General features: G+C 36.9%; 10 protein-coding genes. 6 read left to right on the forward strand and 4 right to left on the reverse strand.

The genetic code is table 11. The annotated features are described in order from the left end of the window. The first annotated feature begins 267 nt into the window (after positions 1-267). Together fusA and arsC are read left to right on the forward strand one after the other, a co-directional pair. Positions 268-2,358, forward strand: coding sequence for an elongation factor G (gene fusA, locus AC3DU7_RS06215; protein ID WP_488038484.1), 2,091 nt, complete (start codon positions 268-270; stop codon positions 2,356-2,358). Positions 2,359-2,862: 504 nt separating this feature from the next. Then, positions 2,863-3,258 (forward strand): arsenate reductase, glutathione/glutaredoxin type, encoded by a 396-nt coding sequence (arsC, locus tag AC3DU7_RS06220; protein WP_488038485.1) that lies wholly within the window; start codon positions 2,863-2,865, stop codon positions 3,256-3,258. Positions 3,259-3,598: 340 nt separating this feature from the next. Here arsC and AC3DU7_RS06225 read toward each other — a convergent pair whose 3' ends face one another. Continuing rightward, positions 3,599-6,103 (reverse strand): 5'-nucleotidase C-terminal domain-containing protein, encoded by a 2,505-nt coding sequence (locus tag AC3DU7_RS06225; RefSeq protein WP_488038486.1) that lies wholly within the window; start codon positions 6,101-6,103, stop codon positions 3,599-3,601. 710 nt (positions 6,104-6,813) lie between these two features. Here AC3DU7_RS06225 and phnD point away from each other — a divergent pair. After that, positions 6,814-7,695: a phosphate/phosphite/phosphonate ABC transporter substrate-binding protein gene (gene phnD / locus AC3DU7_RS06230; protein ID WP_488038487.1), complete on the forward strand. Its 882-nt coding sequence runs from the start codon at positions 6,814-6,816 to the stop codon at positions 7,693-7,695. Between the two features lie 966 nt (positions 7,696-8,661). After that, a complete protein-coding gene (locus AC3DU7_RS06235; RefSeq protein ID WP_488038488.1) occupies positions 8,662-10,605 on the forward strand; it encodes a sensor histidine kinase in 1,944 nt (647 codons plus the stop codon). A gap of 1,037 nt (positions 10,606-11,642) precedes the next feature. Here AC3DU7_RS06235 and AC3DU7_RS06240 read toward each other — a convergent pair. The 3 genes from AC3DU7_RS06240 to AC3DU7_RS06250 all read right to left on the reverse strand — a co-directional run bounded on the left by AC3DU7_RS06240 (position 11,643) and on the right by AC3DU7_RS06250 (position 15,171). Then, entirely contained in the window at positions 11,643-13,652 is a 2,010-nt protein-coding gene (locus AC3DU7_RS06240; protein WP_488038489.1) for an FAD-dependent oxidoreductase, read from the reverse strand. A 131-nt stretch (positions 13,653-13,783) separates the two neighbouring features. Beyond that, on the reverse strand, positions 13,784-14,947 hold the full coding sequence (locus tag AC3DU7_RS06245) for a YopA family protein (protein ID WP_488038490.1): 1,164 nt from the start codon (positions 14,945-14,947) through the stop codon (positions 13,784-13,786). A 17-nt stretch (positions 14,948-14,964) separates the two neighbouring features. Next, on the reverse strand, positions 14,965-15,171 hold the full coding sequence (locus AC3DU7_RS06250; protein ID WP_488038491.1) for a hypothetical protein: 207 nt from the start codon (positions 15,169-15,171) through the stop codon (positions 14,965-14,967). 753 nt (positions 15,172-15,924) lie between these two features. On the opposite strand from AC3DU7_RS06250, the gene AC3DU7_RS06255 reads away from it, so the two are divergent. Both AC3DU7_RS06255 and AC3DU7_RS06260 read left to right on the forward strand, forming a co-directional pair. Next, a complete protein-coding gene (locus AC3DU7_RS06255; RefSeq protein WP_488038492.1) occupies positions 15,925-17,685 on the forward strand; it encodes an ammonium transporter in 1,761 nt (586 codons plus the stop codon). Between the two features lie 10 nt (positions 17,686-17,695). Then, complete coding sequence (locus AC3DU7_RS06260) at positions 17,696-18,910, forward strand: GTPase (protein ID WP_488038493.1); 1,215 nt, start codon at positions 17,696-17,698, stop codon at positions 18,908-18,910. Positions 18,911-19,110 lie beyond the last annotated feature (200 nt).

Genomic DNA, 19,110 nt, shown 5'->3' on the forward strand with positions numbered 1-19,110 from the left:
AAGAAAAATTGTATAAATTGAGTAAAATCAGCTTTTCATTTTGTAAACGTAAAAGTGAAGAGTATGTCAAAATCAGCAATATAACTATGGGGATAAATGGGCATAAAATAGATATTTAAAGCCTAATGTTTGAAAAGTCGCAGCTAAGGGCCAGCTAACTAGCAGAAATCTGTGTAGTGATTTCTCTCCTAGCTGCTAAGGCCAAATATAGAGCTTATATGTAATACTTAAGTATTATAAGTGTAGTACCTAACAAGAGAGTAAACTATGAAAAAAGACCTCACTAAATATCGCAATATCGGCATCTTCGCCCACGTTGATGCAGGCAAAACCACCACCACCGAAAGAATCTTAAAACTAACCGGAAAAATCCATAAAATCGGTGAGGTCCACGAAGGTGCAGCCACAACAGACTTTATGGAACAGGAGCAAGAGCGGGGTATTACAATTCAGTCTGCCGCTACAAGCTGCTTCTGGAAAGACCATCAATTAAATATTATTGATACCCCTGGCCACGTTGACTTTACCATCGAGGTATATCGTTCTCTCAAGGTACTTGATGGTGGTGTAGGTGTATTCTGTGGCTCTGGTGGTGTGGAGCCTCAGTCTGAAACCAACTGGCGCTATGCCAACGATTCTAAAGTTTCTCGGATTATCTATGTAAATAAGCTTGACCGGACAGGGGCTGATTTCTACAGGGTTGTGAAGCAGGTTGAAGATATACTGGCGGCCAAGCCATTAGTAATGGTATTACCTATTGGTATTGAGAATGATTTTGTGGGAGTTGTGGATCTGCTCACCCGCAAGGCTTGGGTTTGGGATGATTCTGGAGATCCAACCAAATATGAAGTTAAAGATGTCCCAGAGAATATGACTGATGATGTCGAGAAATATCGGGAAATTTTGGTTGAAACTGTGATTGAGCAAGACGATGATGTCATGGAAAAATATCTGGAAGGAGAAGAACCAGATATTGACACCCTCAAACGTTGTATTCGTAAGGGAACTAACGAACTAGCTTTCTTCCCTACCTACTGTGGTTCATCTTTCAAGAATAAGGGCGTACAGTTGGTACTTGATGCAGTTGTAGATTATCTACCTAATCCTACAGAAGTTAAGCCACAACCAGAGATTGACTTAGAAGGTAATGAGACTGGTAACGTAGCTTATGTTGACCCTGAGAAGCCTCTGCGTGCTTTGGCCTTCAAGATTATGGACGACAAATATGGTGCTTTAACTTTTACCCGCATCTATTCTGGTATGTTGTCCAAAGGTGAGACAGTGCTGAATACTTTTACAGGTAAAACTGAGCGAATTGGACGTTTGGTGGAAATGCATGCCGACTCTCGCGAAGAGGTTGAATCAGCTCAAGCTGGTGATATTATTGCTATCGTTGGTATGAAGAATGTCCAAACTGGCCATACTCTCTGTGACCCCAAAAACCCTGCAACTTTAGAACCGATGGTGTTCCCAGATCCAGTAATTTCTATTGCTGTAGCAGCAAAGGACAAAGGTTCTGTAGAAAAACTGGGCATGGCATTGAGCAAGATGGTCGCCGAAGACCCTTCTTTCCGAGTTGAGACAGATCAGGAAAGTAATGAAACTATTATCAAGGGTATGGGTGAGTTGCATCTAGATATCAAGGTTGATATTCTGAAGCGGACTTATGGGGTTGATGTAGAAGTTGGTAAGCCACAGGTAGCTTATCGCGAGTCTATTACCAAGCGCCTTGAAGATAGTTATACTCACAAAAAGCAGTCTGGTGGTTCTGGTCAATTTGGTAAGATTGATTATGTTATGGAGCCTGGGGAACCTGGTACTGGCTTCCAATTCGAGTCAAAGGTGACTGGTGGAAATGTGCCCAGAGAATTTTGGCCAGCCGTGCAAAAAGGTTTTGAGACTAGCTTTACAAAAGGTATGTTAGCTGGTTTCCCTTGTGTGGATATGAAGTTCACATTGATGGATGGTGCTTATCACCCGGTTGACTCCTCGGCGATCGCTTTTGAAATAGCGGCTAAAGCTGGCTATCGACAGTCTTTTTCTAAAGCTGCTCCTCAGTTACTCGAGCCAATAATGAAGGTCGATGTGTTTACACCTGACGATCATGTTGGTGACGTGATCGGAGACATCAACCGCCGTCGGGGAATGATTAAGTCTCAAGATGCTGCCGCAACTGGTAGTCGTATCAAAGCAGATGTACCGTTGAGTGAGATGTTTGGTTACATTGGTGACTTGCGGACTATGACTTCTGGTAGAGGTCAGTTTTCAATGGAGTTTTCTCATTATGCACCTTGCCCTAATAATGTGGCAGAAGTGGTGATTAAGGAAGCTAAAGAGCGTGCAGAAGCTAAGAAATAGTAAGGTTTAATATATACAAGGCTGAAAACTAAAATCTAAGTAGAAGAGCTTTGTATAGACATCTTCAGAAAACCTTGTAGGAGGGTTCCATGGAACTCTCCTACAAAAATTTTTGAGTTGTGCTTAGTAATATTATGTCTTGTGGAATAGACATCTCCGACAATAAACAATCAATATTTTAGGGGAAGGCAGAATAACAGTTGAAACCAGAGGTAGTGGAGACGCAGGTCAAATAATAATTGAAACAGAAAACCTCACAATAGCCGAAAACACAACCATTGGTAGAAGTAAGAAAGAAGGAAGAGGGAAGACCGAAGTTGGGGTAAATATTGAAAAAAAGGAAAAAAAGATAGATATAATATCATGTCCGGATAAGAGCGCGATCAAAAAACTTTCTCCTTCTTCATGATTCTTTCTACCCTCCTGTCTCCTGTCTCCTTCGTCGTTTATTTATAACTGTTCAACCGGACATGATATTACAAGAAAAAATCAGGAGTTATTTTGATGAAACGAGTAATGTTTGTGTGCAAGAAAAATTCTGCCCGTTCCCAGATGGCAGAAGCATTTGCGAAAAGACTTGGCAAGGATAAAATTGCTGTTACCAGTTCGGGTTTGGAAGGTAGTCAGGTTAACCCCCATGCTATTCAGGCAATGTCTGACATTGGTATTGATATCAGCGATCAAACTTCTAAGGCATTGAGTGATTTTAAACCACAAGACTTTGATGTGGTGATTTCATTATGTGGGTGTGGTATCAATTTACCTCCAGAATGGTTGACACGAGAAGTATTTGAAGATTGGCAACTAGAAGATCCAGCAGAAAAACCAGAAATTTTTCCGCAGGTTAGAGATGATATTCAGGAAAGAGTGGGAAATTTAATTGATAAATTGAGTAGTTAAATCAAGACTTATATCATGTCCGGTTGAATAGTCACACTTTTGAGGAGGTAAGGAAGAAGGCAGGAGACAGAATGCAGAAGGAAAGAAAAGGTTTTTTTATCAATAGACATCTCCAAAAATCAAAAATAAAATCAATTCTTATCCAGAAATTATCAATTATTCTTCCCTGTTCCCTGTTCCCTGTTCCCTGTTCCCTGTTCCCTCTTTTCTGGAGATGTCTAATGATTATCCGGAAATGAAATGATATCATATCATGCCCGGATGAACAGTTCCACTCCTCTACTATACTCAATAATAAATATTCAACCGAACATGATATTACCCCTAATATCTGTACTAACTATCCAACAAATGAGAAATTGTCAGCATCAACTACAGGTGTATTGTCTAATGTAACAAATAGACCTCCACTACCTAAACCAGCATCACTACCATTTTGGTTATAGAATAAATTACCATTATCTGTATTGTATACAATGACAGCATCTTCTGTCGCAGCATTATTATCACTGGTAACAGTGGCAAATACATCATTAAAACTATCCCCACTGTCAATAGCAGTGAAAGTTGTCCTGTTGATGACAATGATATCTCGCTCTATATCAAAATCAGTAATTCTATCTTCTCCCAAATCATCCTGGTCATAAGCTTGAGTTGTATTAAAGATAAAGCGGTCAATACTCGCACCACCAGTCATTACATCATCTCCTGGACCACTATTGAGGCGATCGCGTCCTTGACCTCCATTGAGAGTGTCATTACCACTACCACCAAACAAGCGGTCAAAACCAAGGCGACCTTCTAAAAGATCATCCCCATGTTTACCATAAAGGAAGTCATTACCCCGACCACCAATAATAGTATCGTCAGTTTCGCCACCAACGAGAGTATCATTATCGTTAGTCCCTTTCACAAATAATACTCTCCGAATGCGCTCGCCTTCCTTTGGAGGTGTATCTGCATCGCTGAAACTAGGGTTGCCATTAGCGGGAAAATTAACTGATAAATATTCAGCTAAGGCATCTTGCTCGGTACCATTATTAGTAAAGTTAGCATTATTAGTTGCTCCTGATGGCAAACTTTCATCTTCCAAGTCAACTCTGTCTTCTCCAAATAGTTCAAAAGGATAGCTATCGCCACCACCTGCGAGGAAACCAAGAGTTACTAGGCGAATTTCCCGGTCTGCGTCTCCTACTATTTCTCCATCACTAACTACCACATCAGCGATCGCTCCATTCTCATCCACAATAGCCAGACTTCTGACTCGCTCTCCATCTGTGACAACGCCTGTATCATCAAATTCAATTGCTTGTTGAGTGGCATCAAAACTGAAAGCAAGACCGCCTACTTGCGGAAACTGACCGGGAGTTGAAGTATCTGTAGTTGCTGCAACACCATGCTCGATAATTTGTTTGAGTTCTTCTGCGGTAACTGTTAGTAAAGTGAGGTCGTTATTGAAACGGAGGGAATTTTCAATATCTAGCTGAGAAATTTGCCCTTCTTCCTTGTTTGCAAAAGAGTTTCCAGCAGGAGGCAACTGCACCAAATCATCGGAAGTACCGCCAGCAGGAATAAACGACTGACCGATATTGTCGCGAATACCACCACCGTTTTTAATGGAAACTACTACATCAGAGTCGTATTCTTGGGCAATAAATAAATTTGCATCCGCTGTCAAATTTCCCAGATTAGTTTCTTGGGTACGAACATCTCCTCTTGTACCGTTGAGGAATACATCTGTGGAACCGAAAATATTGCCGTCTCTGTCAGAAATATTGTCATTAATAGCATTTGTCACAGCTACTATTGTGGGGTCAGCTACATCTTCAGGATCGACATCTTCCTCGTAAACTCGGTCAACTCCTTCATCATCTGTAGCATAAGCACCACTTAACTCATCGTCAAAACTTGTAATAATACCGTTTTCGTCAAAATCAGCAATGAGGCGACCGACATATTTATAATTGCCGTCGGTGTTGATGACTAATACAGGTTCATTGTTAGGAGAAGTAAATTCTAGAGGATAGGAAGCGTCCCGAGTATCTCCATCTCGTAGGATATCATCTTCTGTGGCGAGGAGAGTGTTGGAGCCGCCAGCCATAATGACATCGACATCTGTCAGAATTTCTGCTAATTCTTCTTCAATACTAATCTGCTGCATGTGGGTGAGCAGAATAACTTTATTAATACCTGTGGCAGTTAATTCATCTACTGTTTCTTGAATAATTTCCGCTAAGGCTGCAATATCGTCACTGTCTGAGGGGGAAACAACAAGATCGCCAGTAGAAGAAATGGTAGGTAAGGCAGGAGTAGTTGCACCGACTATTCCTATTTCTTCCCCGCCTACTTCAATGACAACGCTCCCAGAAATTGTATTAAGTTGGGGCGCTCCGCCATCTTCTACAACTAAGTTTGCAAGATCGATGGTATCTTCATCATCATCTAATTCAAAGGAAAAATCAATGTTGGTGCTGAGATAGGGGAACTGAGTACCTTGATAACCTCCCTCATCAATTCCCGGCCCGGTGATTTCGGAGTTAGCTGGAATGAGATTAGCAAAGGCTTGTGTTCCTAGATCTAATTCATGATTACCAACGGCAACTGCTTGAAACCCCAAAGCATTGTTAATTAAAATATCGCCAATGCCTGGTTCGCCATAAATTTCGTCACTAGCGTTGAAAAAAGGTCCGGCAATATAAATATCTCCAGAGGATAATTTTAAGGTATTCTCAAAATCATCTTCCAGACCATTTATAACTGCGGAAAAATTAACAGCATCTTCGATCGCTGGAATACCTGCTTCTTGATCGGCAGCATGAAGAATTTGCAGTTGAATTGGCTCCATACAATTTTCTAATTAAATTTCATGATTTTTATAAGTCATCATATCTCTATAAAATTAAGTTATTTTTAACAAAAGTTTGCCATTAGGTTAAGTATAGTTTAAGCAAAAAAAACATACTATAGCAATATGATTTGAGTTGTGAGATATTGGAAACTTTTAGGGAACACCGGAGCTGGGAACACCGGAGCTGGGAACAGAGAAGAAGAAAAAACGTATCATCTGAATATAATAATTGCTATATTTTACACTTTTAAGGAACACCTCAATTCTCACAACTCATTCCTGATTGCTATATTTGATCGAAATGTTAATATTTTTGAGTAGGTTTATTTCAGTTATCAGTTATCAGTAGCTCCTACTGAAGTTGATTTATTTTTATGCTTTTAAAAGGTAAGCATTTCCTGCGGATTAACTAGGTTAATAGCTATTGTTCTTAGTTGCATGATTAAAGCTTTTTCGCTTACTTCGGAGTGTTTAATAAATTATATTTATGGAAACAAATGTCAGTATAGTAAGATATCTAATATCAACCCTTATTCTATACTTTATTTATACTGCTCCTAACGGATTTAATGTCATTAAAAAGCTGAAAGCTGACCGCTAATAGCTGTTTGCGCAGCAGTCCGCAGGAAATGCTTACCTTAAAAGGGGAAGCTTGAGACCTTACTTTTTCGTCAATAATTGCTCTAATTATACTTGGTAATAAAGATATGAAGCGACGTAATTTTATGGGCTATACCCTACTATTTATGACAAGTTGTACTGCTACAACAAACAATACTAATGAATCACAAATACCACAAAAATTACGATTTGCAGTAACGGATGTTGTTGATGAGGAGAAATTACAACGTGATTATGAGCCATTTCGTGCTGCTCTAGAAGAAGTATTGGCAGTAAAAATTGATTTTTTTCCAGTTGAGAGTTTTGCCATGGCCGCCGCCACTTTACAGTTAAATCAAGTAGATTTGTTACTTGCTGGGCCTTCAGAATATGTTGTGATTAATGCTCGGACAAATGCCATACCTCTAATTGGAGTGACTCGCCCTAATTATCGTGCTGTAATTGCTGTTTCTGCTGATAGTCCAATTAAATCTCCTGCCCAACTGCAAGATAAAACTTTAGCATTGTCAGATATTGGTTCTACAAGTGGTCATCTTGGACCAACAAAATTACTGATGGAGGCAGGATTAGATCCTCAATCTGATGTAAAAACTATGATGTTAGGGGATGAGGGCAGTCTGGAAACTTTTAGAAAAGGAAAAGTTGATGCCTGGGGAGGATCTGCTATAGACTATCAGTATCTACTGAAAATAGAGGGTGCATCAGAAAAGGACTTTCCTATAATAGCTAAAACTGCTTTGCTACCGAGTGATGTAATCATTGTCGGTAGCCACCTAGATTCTCAATTAACTCAAGAATATCAAAATCTAATTATTAATAGTCAAGATAAATTAATTACAGCTTTAGTAGAAGGAGAATCTACAAAAAAATATCAGGGTTCTAGTTTAGTAGCTGCTAATGACAGTAATTACAATATTATTCGCGATGTTTATCAAGCGATCGGAGAAGGTGATTTAATAGCACCTTGAATAAGACAGAGGGCAGAAATCAGAAGGTAGAAGGGAAAATTACTTATAGATATTCTTCGGCAGGCCACTCTGTATTTTATAACCCCAAATAATTTTAAGCACCCCCTTTTGCGCTGGGTATTAAACCCGTAAAATAAAAGATAATTTTTTAATAATTGATAATTGATAATGGATAATTGATAATTACCTCTCCCTAAAAGGAAGAGGATTGAATAAAAGGAAAATTTTTTCTTGTTTCCCCTTGAAAGGGGAGGCTTTAAACCTCAATCATTTAATTATTTAATTATTTAATTATTAATTCTTCGGTAATTATCCAGAAGTAAACTAAAGTTTTTGATTCAGGGATTTTTCGACCAAACTTAATATCTGCTAATTAGTAGAAACTGAATGGGTGTGTTGAATTAGAAATAACTCAATATTTGAGCTAAAAAAAGACATGAAAAAATAGATATGCAATGTATTTATGGTTGATTAATTCCAGTTACAGCAGTTCTTAAAATATTATTTTAAGGCGTAGAGTTGGCTTTGCTAAAACAGAGCTTCCGCCCAACGGCTGTCGCCGAAAGGCGATAATATTTATGCTGATTCACTAAACTCTTAACTGTTAGCCGTAACCCACGGAAAATACTGAAAATCAAGCACTTTAGTTGTCTTAATCTTTATTTGATAAACATTTTATTGGGTAGAAAAAATAACCAAATATCAAGGAAAATCAATGTGTTATATCATGTCCGTTGGTATCGTTTGTGTAAAAGTTAGCGTGGATATCTACAGGAAATTTAAGTTTTTTTCTTGCCTGTTCCCAGCTCCGGTGTTCCCTGTGCCCTATTTACTATACAATACCGATGCTACCGGACATGATATTACTTTTGCACATAATATGCTCTAATAGTCCTAATTTGTTAACTGTTTATTGACAACTGATAACTGAAATGACTGTGTAAAATAATAGTTAAAATAAGATTTATGCAATCTGAAAAAGCTGAAAAATTTCAATATATAGAAGTTACTTCTTCTATACCACGGCGAAATCAAAATAGTATGTTCAAATTTTTGATTAAATTTAAGAGAAAAAATCAATTAACTCGGATAGCTAATTTCTTCAAGCGTTTGAGTATTGCTAAAAAATTCGGTTATAGCTATGCTGTAGCAATAAGCGTTGCTGTAATTGGAATTACTTTAGGGTTAGTTATTGCAGAAGAATATGAAAAACAGATGCTACAAAAACTATATGTTGCAGATAAGCATAGCCATCTTCTCAATGATTTAGAAAAAGCTGTTTTAGGGATGCGGTCTCATCCACAAAATTTAGTTCCGGCATTAGCTAAAAAAATTTGGCTCGATTTTGAAAAAGCAAAATTTCTAGCGCATGTTAATAAAGTTAGAGAAAATTTAGATGAACTTACTATTTTTCTAGATAACTATCCTCACGATCTAGATATAGATAACAAAGAATATAGGCAACTATTAAAGTCATACAAAATGGCTACAAATTCATATTTGAATTATATCAATAATCTCTGGGAGCAAATAGATATTCCTAACTTAAAGCAAGAAGAAATTCTACAAGCACAGCAGATGATTATTACTTCATTGAGTAAAAATAAAGCTACTCAAGTAGACCTAAAATTCGAGCGCCTCTCACAAGAACTAATTACTATTGTGAAAGTAGCAGAAGCTCAAGATCATGAAGCTCATGCTGCTTTAAAAACAGTAACTCAGCTACAAAAAAATATTATTCTTATTAGTGTTTTAACTTCTCTAGGAATAGCGACATTTTTAGCAATTTATATAAGTAGTTTAATTGCTAATCCTCTAAAAGAACTTACTGAAGTTGCTCAACAAGTAACAAAAAAATCTAATTTTAAATTACAAGCTACCGTAAATACAAAGGATGAAGTTGGATTATTAGCTACTTCTTTAAATCAACTTATTTTATGGGTAGGAGAATACACTCATCAGCTAGAAATGTCTCACAAAACTCTAGAAAATCGTGTAGAAGAACGTACTATTGAACTTACGAAAGCACTTCAGCAACTTAAACAAACTCAATCTCAACTTGTTCAAACAGAAAAAATGTCTAGTTTAGGAAAAATGGTGGGTGGAGTAGCCCATGAAATTAATAATCCAGTTAGCTTCATTTATGGTAATACTGAGTATGCTAAACAATATGTTCTTGATTTATTAGAGTTAATAAATTTATATCAGCAGCATTATCCTCAGCCCAAACCAGAAATTCAAGATTATATTGAGGAAATTGATTTAGATTTTTTAGCTGAGGATTTTTTAAAAGTTTTATCTTCAATGAAAACTGGGGCAGAAAGAATTAAGCATATTGTTCAATCTTTAAGAAATTTCTCTCACCTTGATGAGTCAGAAACTAAATTTGTTAATCTCCAAGAAGAGATTGAAAATACTCTGGCAATTTTAAGTAATAAAATTCAGCATATAAAAGTAATTAAAAACTATGAAAAATTATCTTTAGTTGAATGTTATCCAGCAAAAATAAATCAAGTATTTTTAGATATTATTTTTAATGGTGTTGATGCAATCAATCAATTAATATCTCAAGAGCCGCATTATCGACTAGATTTTGTTCCTACTCTAAAAATTAAGACTGAAACAATAGAGAGCGATCGAGTTAGAATCAGTTTTTGGAATAATGGTCCGATCATACCACCAAAGATTATAGAAAAATTATTTGATCCATTTTTTACTACAAAACCTGTTGGTCAAGGTACTGGTTTAGGATTAACAAATTGTTATCAGATAGTGCAACAGCATTGTGGTCAAATTGAAGTAATTTCTAATTCTGAGCAAGGAACAGAATTTACTATTACTTTGCCGACTAAAATGTCCGATCGACGAAATAGTAAGGAGACATTAATTCTGTCTTCAAAACCAGTATAAATACTTATTTGTTATCATAAAGATATCTTTTTACTGAAGCTTAACCTTAAATTATTGAAAATTTAACTAAGATATGTTAAGGTTATAAATAATATCAAACCTGCTTAAACAAACTCACTTCAATTTAGTAGTTAGTAGTCAGTAGAGGATTCTAAGCTCTGAAACATTTACTATTCTATGTCAGTCTAAATTGGATCTACGTACAATTAAACAGATTTGATTTTATTAGTAAATATTCATTAATTTGCCAATTACATTTGTATAAAACTTTGCGATAGATTGTGAATGTTTATGTGAACTCTATATTAATTAGAGAATACTCAAATATACTTACAGTAAACAAAAATTATTTTTTCTAGGACAGGGAAAATGTTACAAACCAAGTGCAATAATTCTAAATTTAAGCAAGTGACGATCGATAGAACTTGTAGCCATACATTCTCAGTTGCAATTAGAAAGCCTAAATATGGGCACAACTACAATTCATCCGTTTGTCATACATCTGTTCCTAGTATAGTTTCTTTATTTAAAACCTCTAATCTGCAAAAGGATATGGTATAAACAGTTGCCGAAGAAGTATAATCTATATTAATTTTTTCTCATATACATAAATAGAATTATTTGAGGGTAGTTTAAACATATTCTAACTGGCTCATAAATCATTATAAATATTATCAAATTAAAGATAAATTTAGAAGTATGAAGATAGAGGTTTTATTCTCAAATCAACATAGCAATAATCGCTAATGTTTCAAATTTTTTTATTGCCTGGTAGTGCTTTTAATATTAGTTAACTGACTTCACCAATATCAAAAACAGTATATCCAGTTTTGTTATATGGATAAATAAATAGTGCAAGATGGCAGAAATAACTAACCAGTTACAAAATCCTAAAAGCCTTACCAATCAATACTTTTGACTGTATTGAGTGCGTATTACATTCTAGAGGGGCTGTGTGCGGAATTAATTCCGCACAGTAGGCGCCCCGTAGGAAACCTCAGAATTACCCACTCGCTTTTAACTTCCGCGTAGCAACACTATTTCCATTCATCCCAAGTATTATTAAAAATAGAAGTTTCAGGAAAAGCAGTTGGATTACCATTTTCCTCTAAACGACCTTGTAAAACCTCCAACTCCCATTCCTTAGAAGGCATATCATCAATCAATTCATAAGGAAAAATCCCCCGATCCAAAGCAAAATCAATCGTTGTACCAGCAGCAGCACCAGCAGACCATTCAAAAGAATGAACCCGATAAGCAGCAGCAGCAATATAACTCGTAGCAATAGTTTTTCCTGCCACCAACAAATTATCAATTTTTTGAGGGATCATTGCCCGTAAAGGAATTTGAAAAGGATAAGCAGATCCTTGACCCCTCCTAATACCTGCTCGTTCAGAATTACCAGGTGCTTCTGCCGGACTTTTAGTCATGCAGGGATGAAAATCAATTGCATAATGACCAATACCCACACTATCAGGAAAAACAGTTGCCCGAGCGCGCTGAGGCATTTCTTGCATTGAGTTAATTTGTGCATCTGGAGGAACAAAAGCAGAAACAGCTCCCCACAAATAATGTAATGTATCCGGTGCTAAATTTTGCAGATAAAAATTATCCCGAAAATTCTTTTTCGCAATATCAACCTCTGCCACCGCAAAACCTTCTGGATAAGTCTTCCCTAGACGACCAATAATACGTCGCCCCTCTCGCATATAAGGATATTTTGACAATCCGTGAGCTGTTCCCATTGGTGCATCAAACCCACTCAAAAACACATTATTCGGGTGCTTTTCCTTTACCCCCGCTCCCAACTGAGAGTCAGTAGTTCCCTCAACCAACCAATGGAAATAACCGAGAGCATTTTCCTCACCCCGACGGAGGGTTTCTGCACGCAAACCACCCATCCAACCACCCGGTTGCAGTTGACCTGTTGCTTGCAGTTGGTTTCGACTGTAAATTAAGTTGTCGTCGCGATTTCCAGGGCGATAGTCATTTCCCCAAGTCCAATTTTGCATAGAAATATCACCAGGAAAAATCGTTCGTTTTTTGTAATCTCCTGGTTGCGGAGCATCTGGTTGCACTGACCAAATTTGACGATAGGTGAAAACTAGGGGGAAACTAGCTAATCTAGATAATTCATAACTATAGTAAGGAGCATACTGAGAATAAAAGGGGGGTTCGACATGGGTTTGAGGTGTTTCAGTTGCTTCCATGGCGAAGGTGTAGGTAAAACCTTGGGTGCAATAGGAGTCTCTGGTGTCAACGGGAGATGATGGATCGAGATAGGTTTGTGGATCTATACCTAGACGATAGGGAACATCTGCCAGAGCAATAATTTCTCCAGTTTCAGTTGCTTCGACAACATACCAGTCTGCACCTCCAGTTTTTTCTGGGGAAGGTTGGGGTACAAACTGAATTATGGTTTTGTCGAAACGCGCTGAGTTTTCATAACGGTAAGCATCTTCAATAACTTGAGATAGTGGTTCGGTGTTAATGGGTGGGGTGCCTGCTGCTGGTTGATGTTGGATAGCGATCGCTCTATTGATTTGATTATTAGAAATATCTAACTCTTTCACAACAGTATTGGGAAACCATTTGAATGTTCCTCCACCTTTTTTGGCAGCATCCTCTAACATCTCAAATAGAATACCGTGACCGTCGTAAGGCATAAAACAGGACACGCTTACCCAACAACCACCGGGATTTAATCTACCGTATTTTTCCTCAATGCGTTCCCGTAATTCTAGGTAACCACGGGGATAAAATAGGAGACTGCGTTGAGTACCGCGTTCGTCGAGAGCGGAGGTGCCTTGGGAAGAAATTTGACCGCCTACCCAGTCAGTAATTTCGGTGACACAAACGGTGCGCCCTGCTAATAATGATTCGTAGGCAGTTGCTGCTCCTGATAAGCCACCACCGATGACAAGTATTTCGCAGGTTTCTTCTTGGTCTGGGGTGCGGGGTGGCGCTGCTAACGCGGGAGTAATAGTTGGAGTTAGGGAAAATAAGCTGAGAATTAGGCTGATTATTGGTTTGGTTTTTTTGAGCATAGTTTAGGTGTAAAATTAAGGGTTAAAAGTTAAAATTATAAATTAATTTGAATAGATTTGATGGAGAATAAGGTGAAAAGTTAAGTATACTGTTTTAATATTATTCTCAGTCAGTTGTTTGAAGATGCTTTTTAATTTGCTTTACTTGTGGTTGAGCTAGTTGGAAATGGGCAGAACAAATAATCTATTGGGTAAGGATAGTCAAATAGTTTAAATAAACATTTTAACAAGTACTTATCAGCCACCACAAAAACTTCTTCCATTATCATTTCTGTTAATTTAATCTGGTTTTCTTTATTAGTAATTTTTGGATGAATCAGTGAATTTCTCACCTGCCCAATTATACTAATACTATCAATTACCCAATTATTTTGCTTGGCTAGTTTAAAAATTTGCCAATTCTCGTCAATTGGCTCTAGAGAAATATTAAGGGTTTTAAGTAACAGTCTAAGTTTATCGCCAAAGGTTAATTTTTTAAATCCATCAGGACTAATGTAGTTGTTACTGTTTAAATGTGTCCAGGCTAGTTTTTCTAAAGCAGAATGAACTAAAATAATAGAAGTATTATACCCATTTGTATGCTTAGAACTTTCTATATACCACTGAATTGAATTTTGAATTACTTCTTGCCATGTTTCATCTTGCCACTTCTTCATAAATCCAGGGAAATGATCAAAAATTGTTATACCATCATACTCTCCATACCAAGAATAATCAGGAGATTGCCATGAATCAGGTATAATAGTTGGAGTACGCCATTCTTCTAATATTTGATTTCCTTCTGCATCAAAGCCTAAAAGAAAAAGAGGAGCTATCCAAATTCCTCTGACAAAGGAAAGATAATAAATAAAGGCATCAATAATTTTATAGCCTTGGTTTAAATCAAAAGTTTTACCATCTAAACGTTCCACTTTGCAAATATGAGTAATACCATATCCTCCTTCAGCTTCCAATCTTTCTTGAAACTCATAAGAATTATCTAAAGTTGCTAAAACAATATGCCAATTATCATAATCAAAGATAAATTGACCGGCAAATACATCCATTAGCCAACCTTCTCGATGTATTTCTATTTCATTGTCTTCATCATCATATTCAAATTCCTCATAGTTAGAACTATGAAAGCGGATAAAATTAGCTATCTGAAAAGTAATAGATGACAAATTCTCTGTTTGTTCTTGTATAAAAGATTCCTTTAAATAGCCAAAAGCCCCCCTTTTTTTAGTTCCGTGATATCTCAGATTTGATAGATCAACTTTTACTCTAGGTTGATTTTTTGATTCAGTTAATTTCAATTCAGTATTACTTGATTTCAATTCAATATCATCAGTAATACCTTCGCCGTCATAGATAAATTTAACAGTGATTTTTGGAAAAGGATACCAAGAAGTATGAATAAAGCTTCACCCTGAATAATGTTTTTTCCATCAATCAATTCAGCAGAACCTCTATATAAGAATATTGGTTGATTAGGAGATTCTTGGTGTATGATTTTAGGCTTAGGTTGCAAAGTTGCCACAATAAATTAATTTCTCTACTACAGCACAGTCGTTGATAGAGACTAAAATCATCTCTGTGGCTGAGTTTATTGATTTGTTTGGTATCACCAAAGTGGATGGATAACGATACCAGCAGATATGATCTCAGGAGGGAAGAAAGGACAAAAATTTGAACAAACTTGATTGAGGATCTGTAGCACTACAAGAATTGGGCGCGATTTTTCAATCCTAAAACCCTTTTACAGTTTGCTACTCCTTGTTCCGATACGATTTTGCTAACAATTATTAACAATGCACAGCAAGATTAACCTGCTGAGGGGGTATCTCCCAATGTGGTAGAAAAATTTTCTACCACGCTTTTGATCAAAATTCCACGCGCTCCCTATTCCCTAGCGCGTAGTGCTATAATAGATAAATTTGTATGGCCAATTAAATAATTAGCCGATAGTTGACGATTTTTGTTTTTTGAATATATTATATTATAGATACGGTACATTTGAGAAATAATAGAGTTCTCGTTTTACCAGGGTAAGGGACTATTTATCAAAAAAAGCTTGGGGTGGCCCGAAAAAAGTATGTAGGGTAGGAAAATAAAAAATTGATGTCCCGAAAATTTTATACCAGCAATCTACGAGATACTACGCAAACGACAGTAGGAACAAAACCTTTTCTACTAGACTCACTATAATAGTGGTGCATTAAAAATCTCTACCAAATAAGTCACCAGTAGTAATTTTTCCCCTCTATTTACTATTCCAATTTAGACAGATTTTATGCAAGCAGATACTATTCCACTAGATATTGTCTTTATTTTGTTCTGTGCAGTCCTAGTGATTTTGATGCAGCTAGGTTTTGCTCTTTTAGAAGCTGGGTTGCTTCCTTCCAAGCACACAGTTTCAATCATATTCAAAAATTTTGCTGACTTTGGCGTTAGCTTTCTCGCTTTTTTTTTGTTTGGTTACTGGATATTGAAAGGTTGTGATAATTCCTTACATCCTGTCAGTATTATAACATCAGAACCTGGAAATATAGATAATGCAAGGCAGCTAGTAGATTTTATTTACCAGGGAGCTTTTGCTGCAACTGCTGCAACTATATGCTCAGGCGCGATCGCTGGTAGAATGAGGTTGTCTGATTACTTAATTATGAGTAGCTTCATTTCTGGTATTATATATCCCCTCTCAGGTTTGATGTTGTGGGTAGTTTTTGATGAAGTGTTTAAAGATTACGCTGGTTCAGTCGTAGTACACGCAACTGGTGGAGCTGCAGCATTAGCAGCCACCTTACTTATAGGGTCGCGACCTGCGAGAGAAAGACGATTGCCAGCTCATAATATTCCTTTAGCAACAACAGGTGTGTTTCTGTTGCTCATAGGATGGTATGGCTTTAATATGGGTAGTACACAACTATCTGTCGGGACACCAGAAGGTTTACACGAAATTGCTATTGTTGCTATTAATACGACCTTAGCAGCAACTGTTAGTATGATGGTGACAATTTTTCTGAGTTGGGCAAACAATATTCCGAGGTTAACGATCGCAATAAATGGTTTACTAGGTGGATTAGTTGGAATTACAGCTGCACCAGATTTAGCAATTATTTGGTATCCATTTCTTGTCGGTGGCGTTTGTGGTTGGCTAGTTTTCTTGTATTCAAAACATATCATTGAGAATGAATTTTCATGGAAGGTAATGGATGACCCGGTTGGCGCTGTGATTGTTCACTTGGTTTGTGGTCTAGTAGGAGGTTCCGCTGTAGGAATAATTCAGTTTTTTGATATGGAGCCAAATAATGCGAGAAATCAAATCGGAATTTCTCTGCTAGCTCCCATCTTTGTTTTCCTGAGTTTCACAATATTTTTGTTTTTTTTGCACAAGCTAGTTGCATTTAATCGGAAACCAAGATTACCACAAAATCAAGATGAAGGTATTTTAGCAATGCTTGGTATTCTTAATCGTCTTCGCAGTGAAGACTATGAAATAGAGAGGGGTTTAGACTTAGAAAATCACCAGGAGACAGCTTATGATATTCCTGGTCCGATAGAAACTCCTGGACTATTTCAACAAAGGATTGATGCACTATTCATTAAGTATATTCAGAAAGATAAAAAGGATCTATATTTTGCCGGGAAAATAACTCCTTCGATAGAATATGCGAGGCCCCATTTTACATACAAGAATGCTGCTAAGGCAAGAAATCTTCAAGACGAAGGGAATATCACAATCACACCTAAGCATCTACTTTTTGATGTAGCTTTAGAGTCGTGGCTTGTTGAAGCTTTTTCACTGGTTGAAAGATACATTAAACTTTATGGCGATGTTATCAACATTAATGATGATTTAGTTGAAGACTTTAAGTATGCAATTCGGGAGATTAAGGAATATCACCTCAAACCCAAAAGAAGTAGAGAAAGTTTCTTTAATCAAAAAATGAACGAAGTTATTAAGCAATTATGGCATATTAGAACGATCGCTAATAAGCATAATCAGCTTATTCAAGAATCAGTAAGAAATTTGAAAGGTAAAAATGGATAGGAGTTTAAACATGAATAACGAAATAGATGAAGAACTGAAGAAAATAGAAGAGAGACTGAAACCACCGAGTATTGCTCTAATTGGTAGAACTGGTGCAGGAAAGAGTAGCCTAATTAAAGCTATCTTTGGTCTAGATGATGATGAAATTAAAGTAGATGTTGGGTTGCCAGTAACAAAATGCTATAAAAGATATCCAAACCCATATAATCCAGATATTCCAATCATACTCTATGATTCTCCTGGCTATGAAGCTAGCAAAACTGATGATTTTTTAGAAGATACTTTAAAATTTCTTGGGAGCAAATCTCTTTCCAGTACCCAATCTGTAGACGACTGTATTCACCTTGTTTGGTATCTTATTCATGCAGGACTAACAAGGATTGAATATTTCGATAAAGAAGTGATTCAAAAAGCACTCAGCTTAAAAATTCCTATAATCATTGTCTTAAGTCAGTGTGATATTGCTAAACCAACAGAACTTTCTGAACTTAAAAAAAAACTGAGTGATGTCTTAGCTGAAATTGAGCAGACAGCAAATACCCAAATTAAAATTATGGAAGTTTCTGCCGATCCTGTTTCAGGCAAGAAAGTTTCAGGTCTAGAAGAATTAACAGAAGCATCTATAAAAGCCATTCCTGCATCATATTCAGAAGCATTTATCAGAGCGCAGGCAGTAAATGTCAAATTAAAAAGGAGAGTAGCATACTCTATTGTTGGTACTGCAGCTGGGGTATGTTTTGGTTCAGCTTTTATTCCGATTCCAGGCTGTACTCCAGTTAGTATTATTGCAACTCAGCCAACTTTACTAGCATCTCTTGCTAAAGTTTATAATCTCGATCGTTTTCTCAATGCAGGTGCTGCAACTGCCACTATAGGATTTACTGGTTTACTGGCGGTCGGTGGTACAACAATACTAGATATAACCACAGCCATCATTTCAGCAATATTTCCTCCTCTTTTTATACCAGGTGAAAGCATTACCGGTGTAGTAGCCGCAAGTTACATTCTGGTTTTAGGATTGGCATATACTTCTACTTTAGAAGCAGTATCAATTCATTACCTAAGGGCCAACACGAATAGGGAAGAAATCACAAAATTCTTTGAAGGAAGACTTGAATCTGAAATGAAAAGATATAAGAAAGAACTAGAACAAAAGTCAACCATGAAGGAGATAAAAGAATTTATGGAATCACTCAATAGGGGAGACTATAACCCACCAGATTGATCCAGTATATTAAACTGAAACAGCTAAAAGGGTGCAGTCTACCGAATTAAACGGATTTGATATTAAATCATTAGCGGAACTTAAATACCAATAGGAATTTCAATGACAAATTCAGTTCCCTTACCCAGTTGTGAATAACAACTTATAGCGCTTTTCATTTGAGTAGACCACAAAATTATTTTTGGCACTTAGAGTAGGGA

Source organism: Okeania sp. (genome assembly GCF_983059655.1).

Bases quoted from the DNA above. Each gene is read 5' to 3' on its own strand.
- AC3DU7_RS06255 (WP_488038492.1), top strand. From the start codon at position 15,925: ATGCAAGCAGATACTATTCCACTAGATATTGTCTTTATTTTGTTCTGT.
- arsC (WP_488038485.1), top strand. From the start codon at position 2,863: ATGAAACGAGTAATGTTTGTGTGCAAGAAAAATTCTGCCCGTTCCCAG.
- AC3DU7_RS06260 (WP_488038493.1), top strand. From the start codon at position 17,696: ATGAATAACGAAATAGATGAAGAACTGAAGAAAATAGAAGAGAGACTG.
- fusA (WP_488038484.1), top strand. From the start codon at position 268: ATGAAAAAAGACCTCACTAAATATCGCAATATCGGCATCTTCGCCCAC.
- AC3DU7_RS06225 (WP_488038486.1), bottom strand. From the start codon at position 6,103: ATGGAGCCAATTCAACTGCAAATTCTTCATGCTGCCGATCAAGAAGCA.
- AC3DU7_RS06240 (WP_488038489.1), bottom strand. From the start codon at position 13,652: ATGCTCAAAAAAACCAAACCAATAATCAGCCTAATTCTCAGCTTATTT.
- phnD (WP_488038487.1), top strand. From the start codon at position 6,814: ATGAAGCGACGTAATTTTATGGGCTATACCCTACTATTTATGACAAGT.
- AC3DU7_RS06235 (WP_488038488.1), top strand. From the start codon at position 8,662: ATGCAATCTGAAAAAGCTGAAAAATTTCAATATATAGAAGTTACTTCT.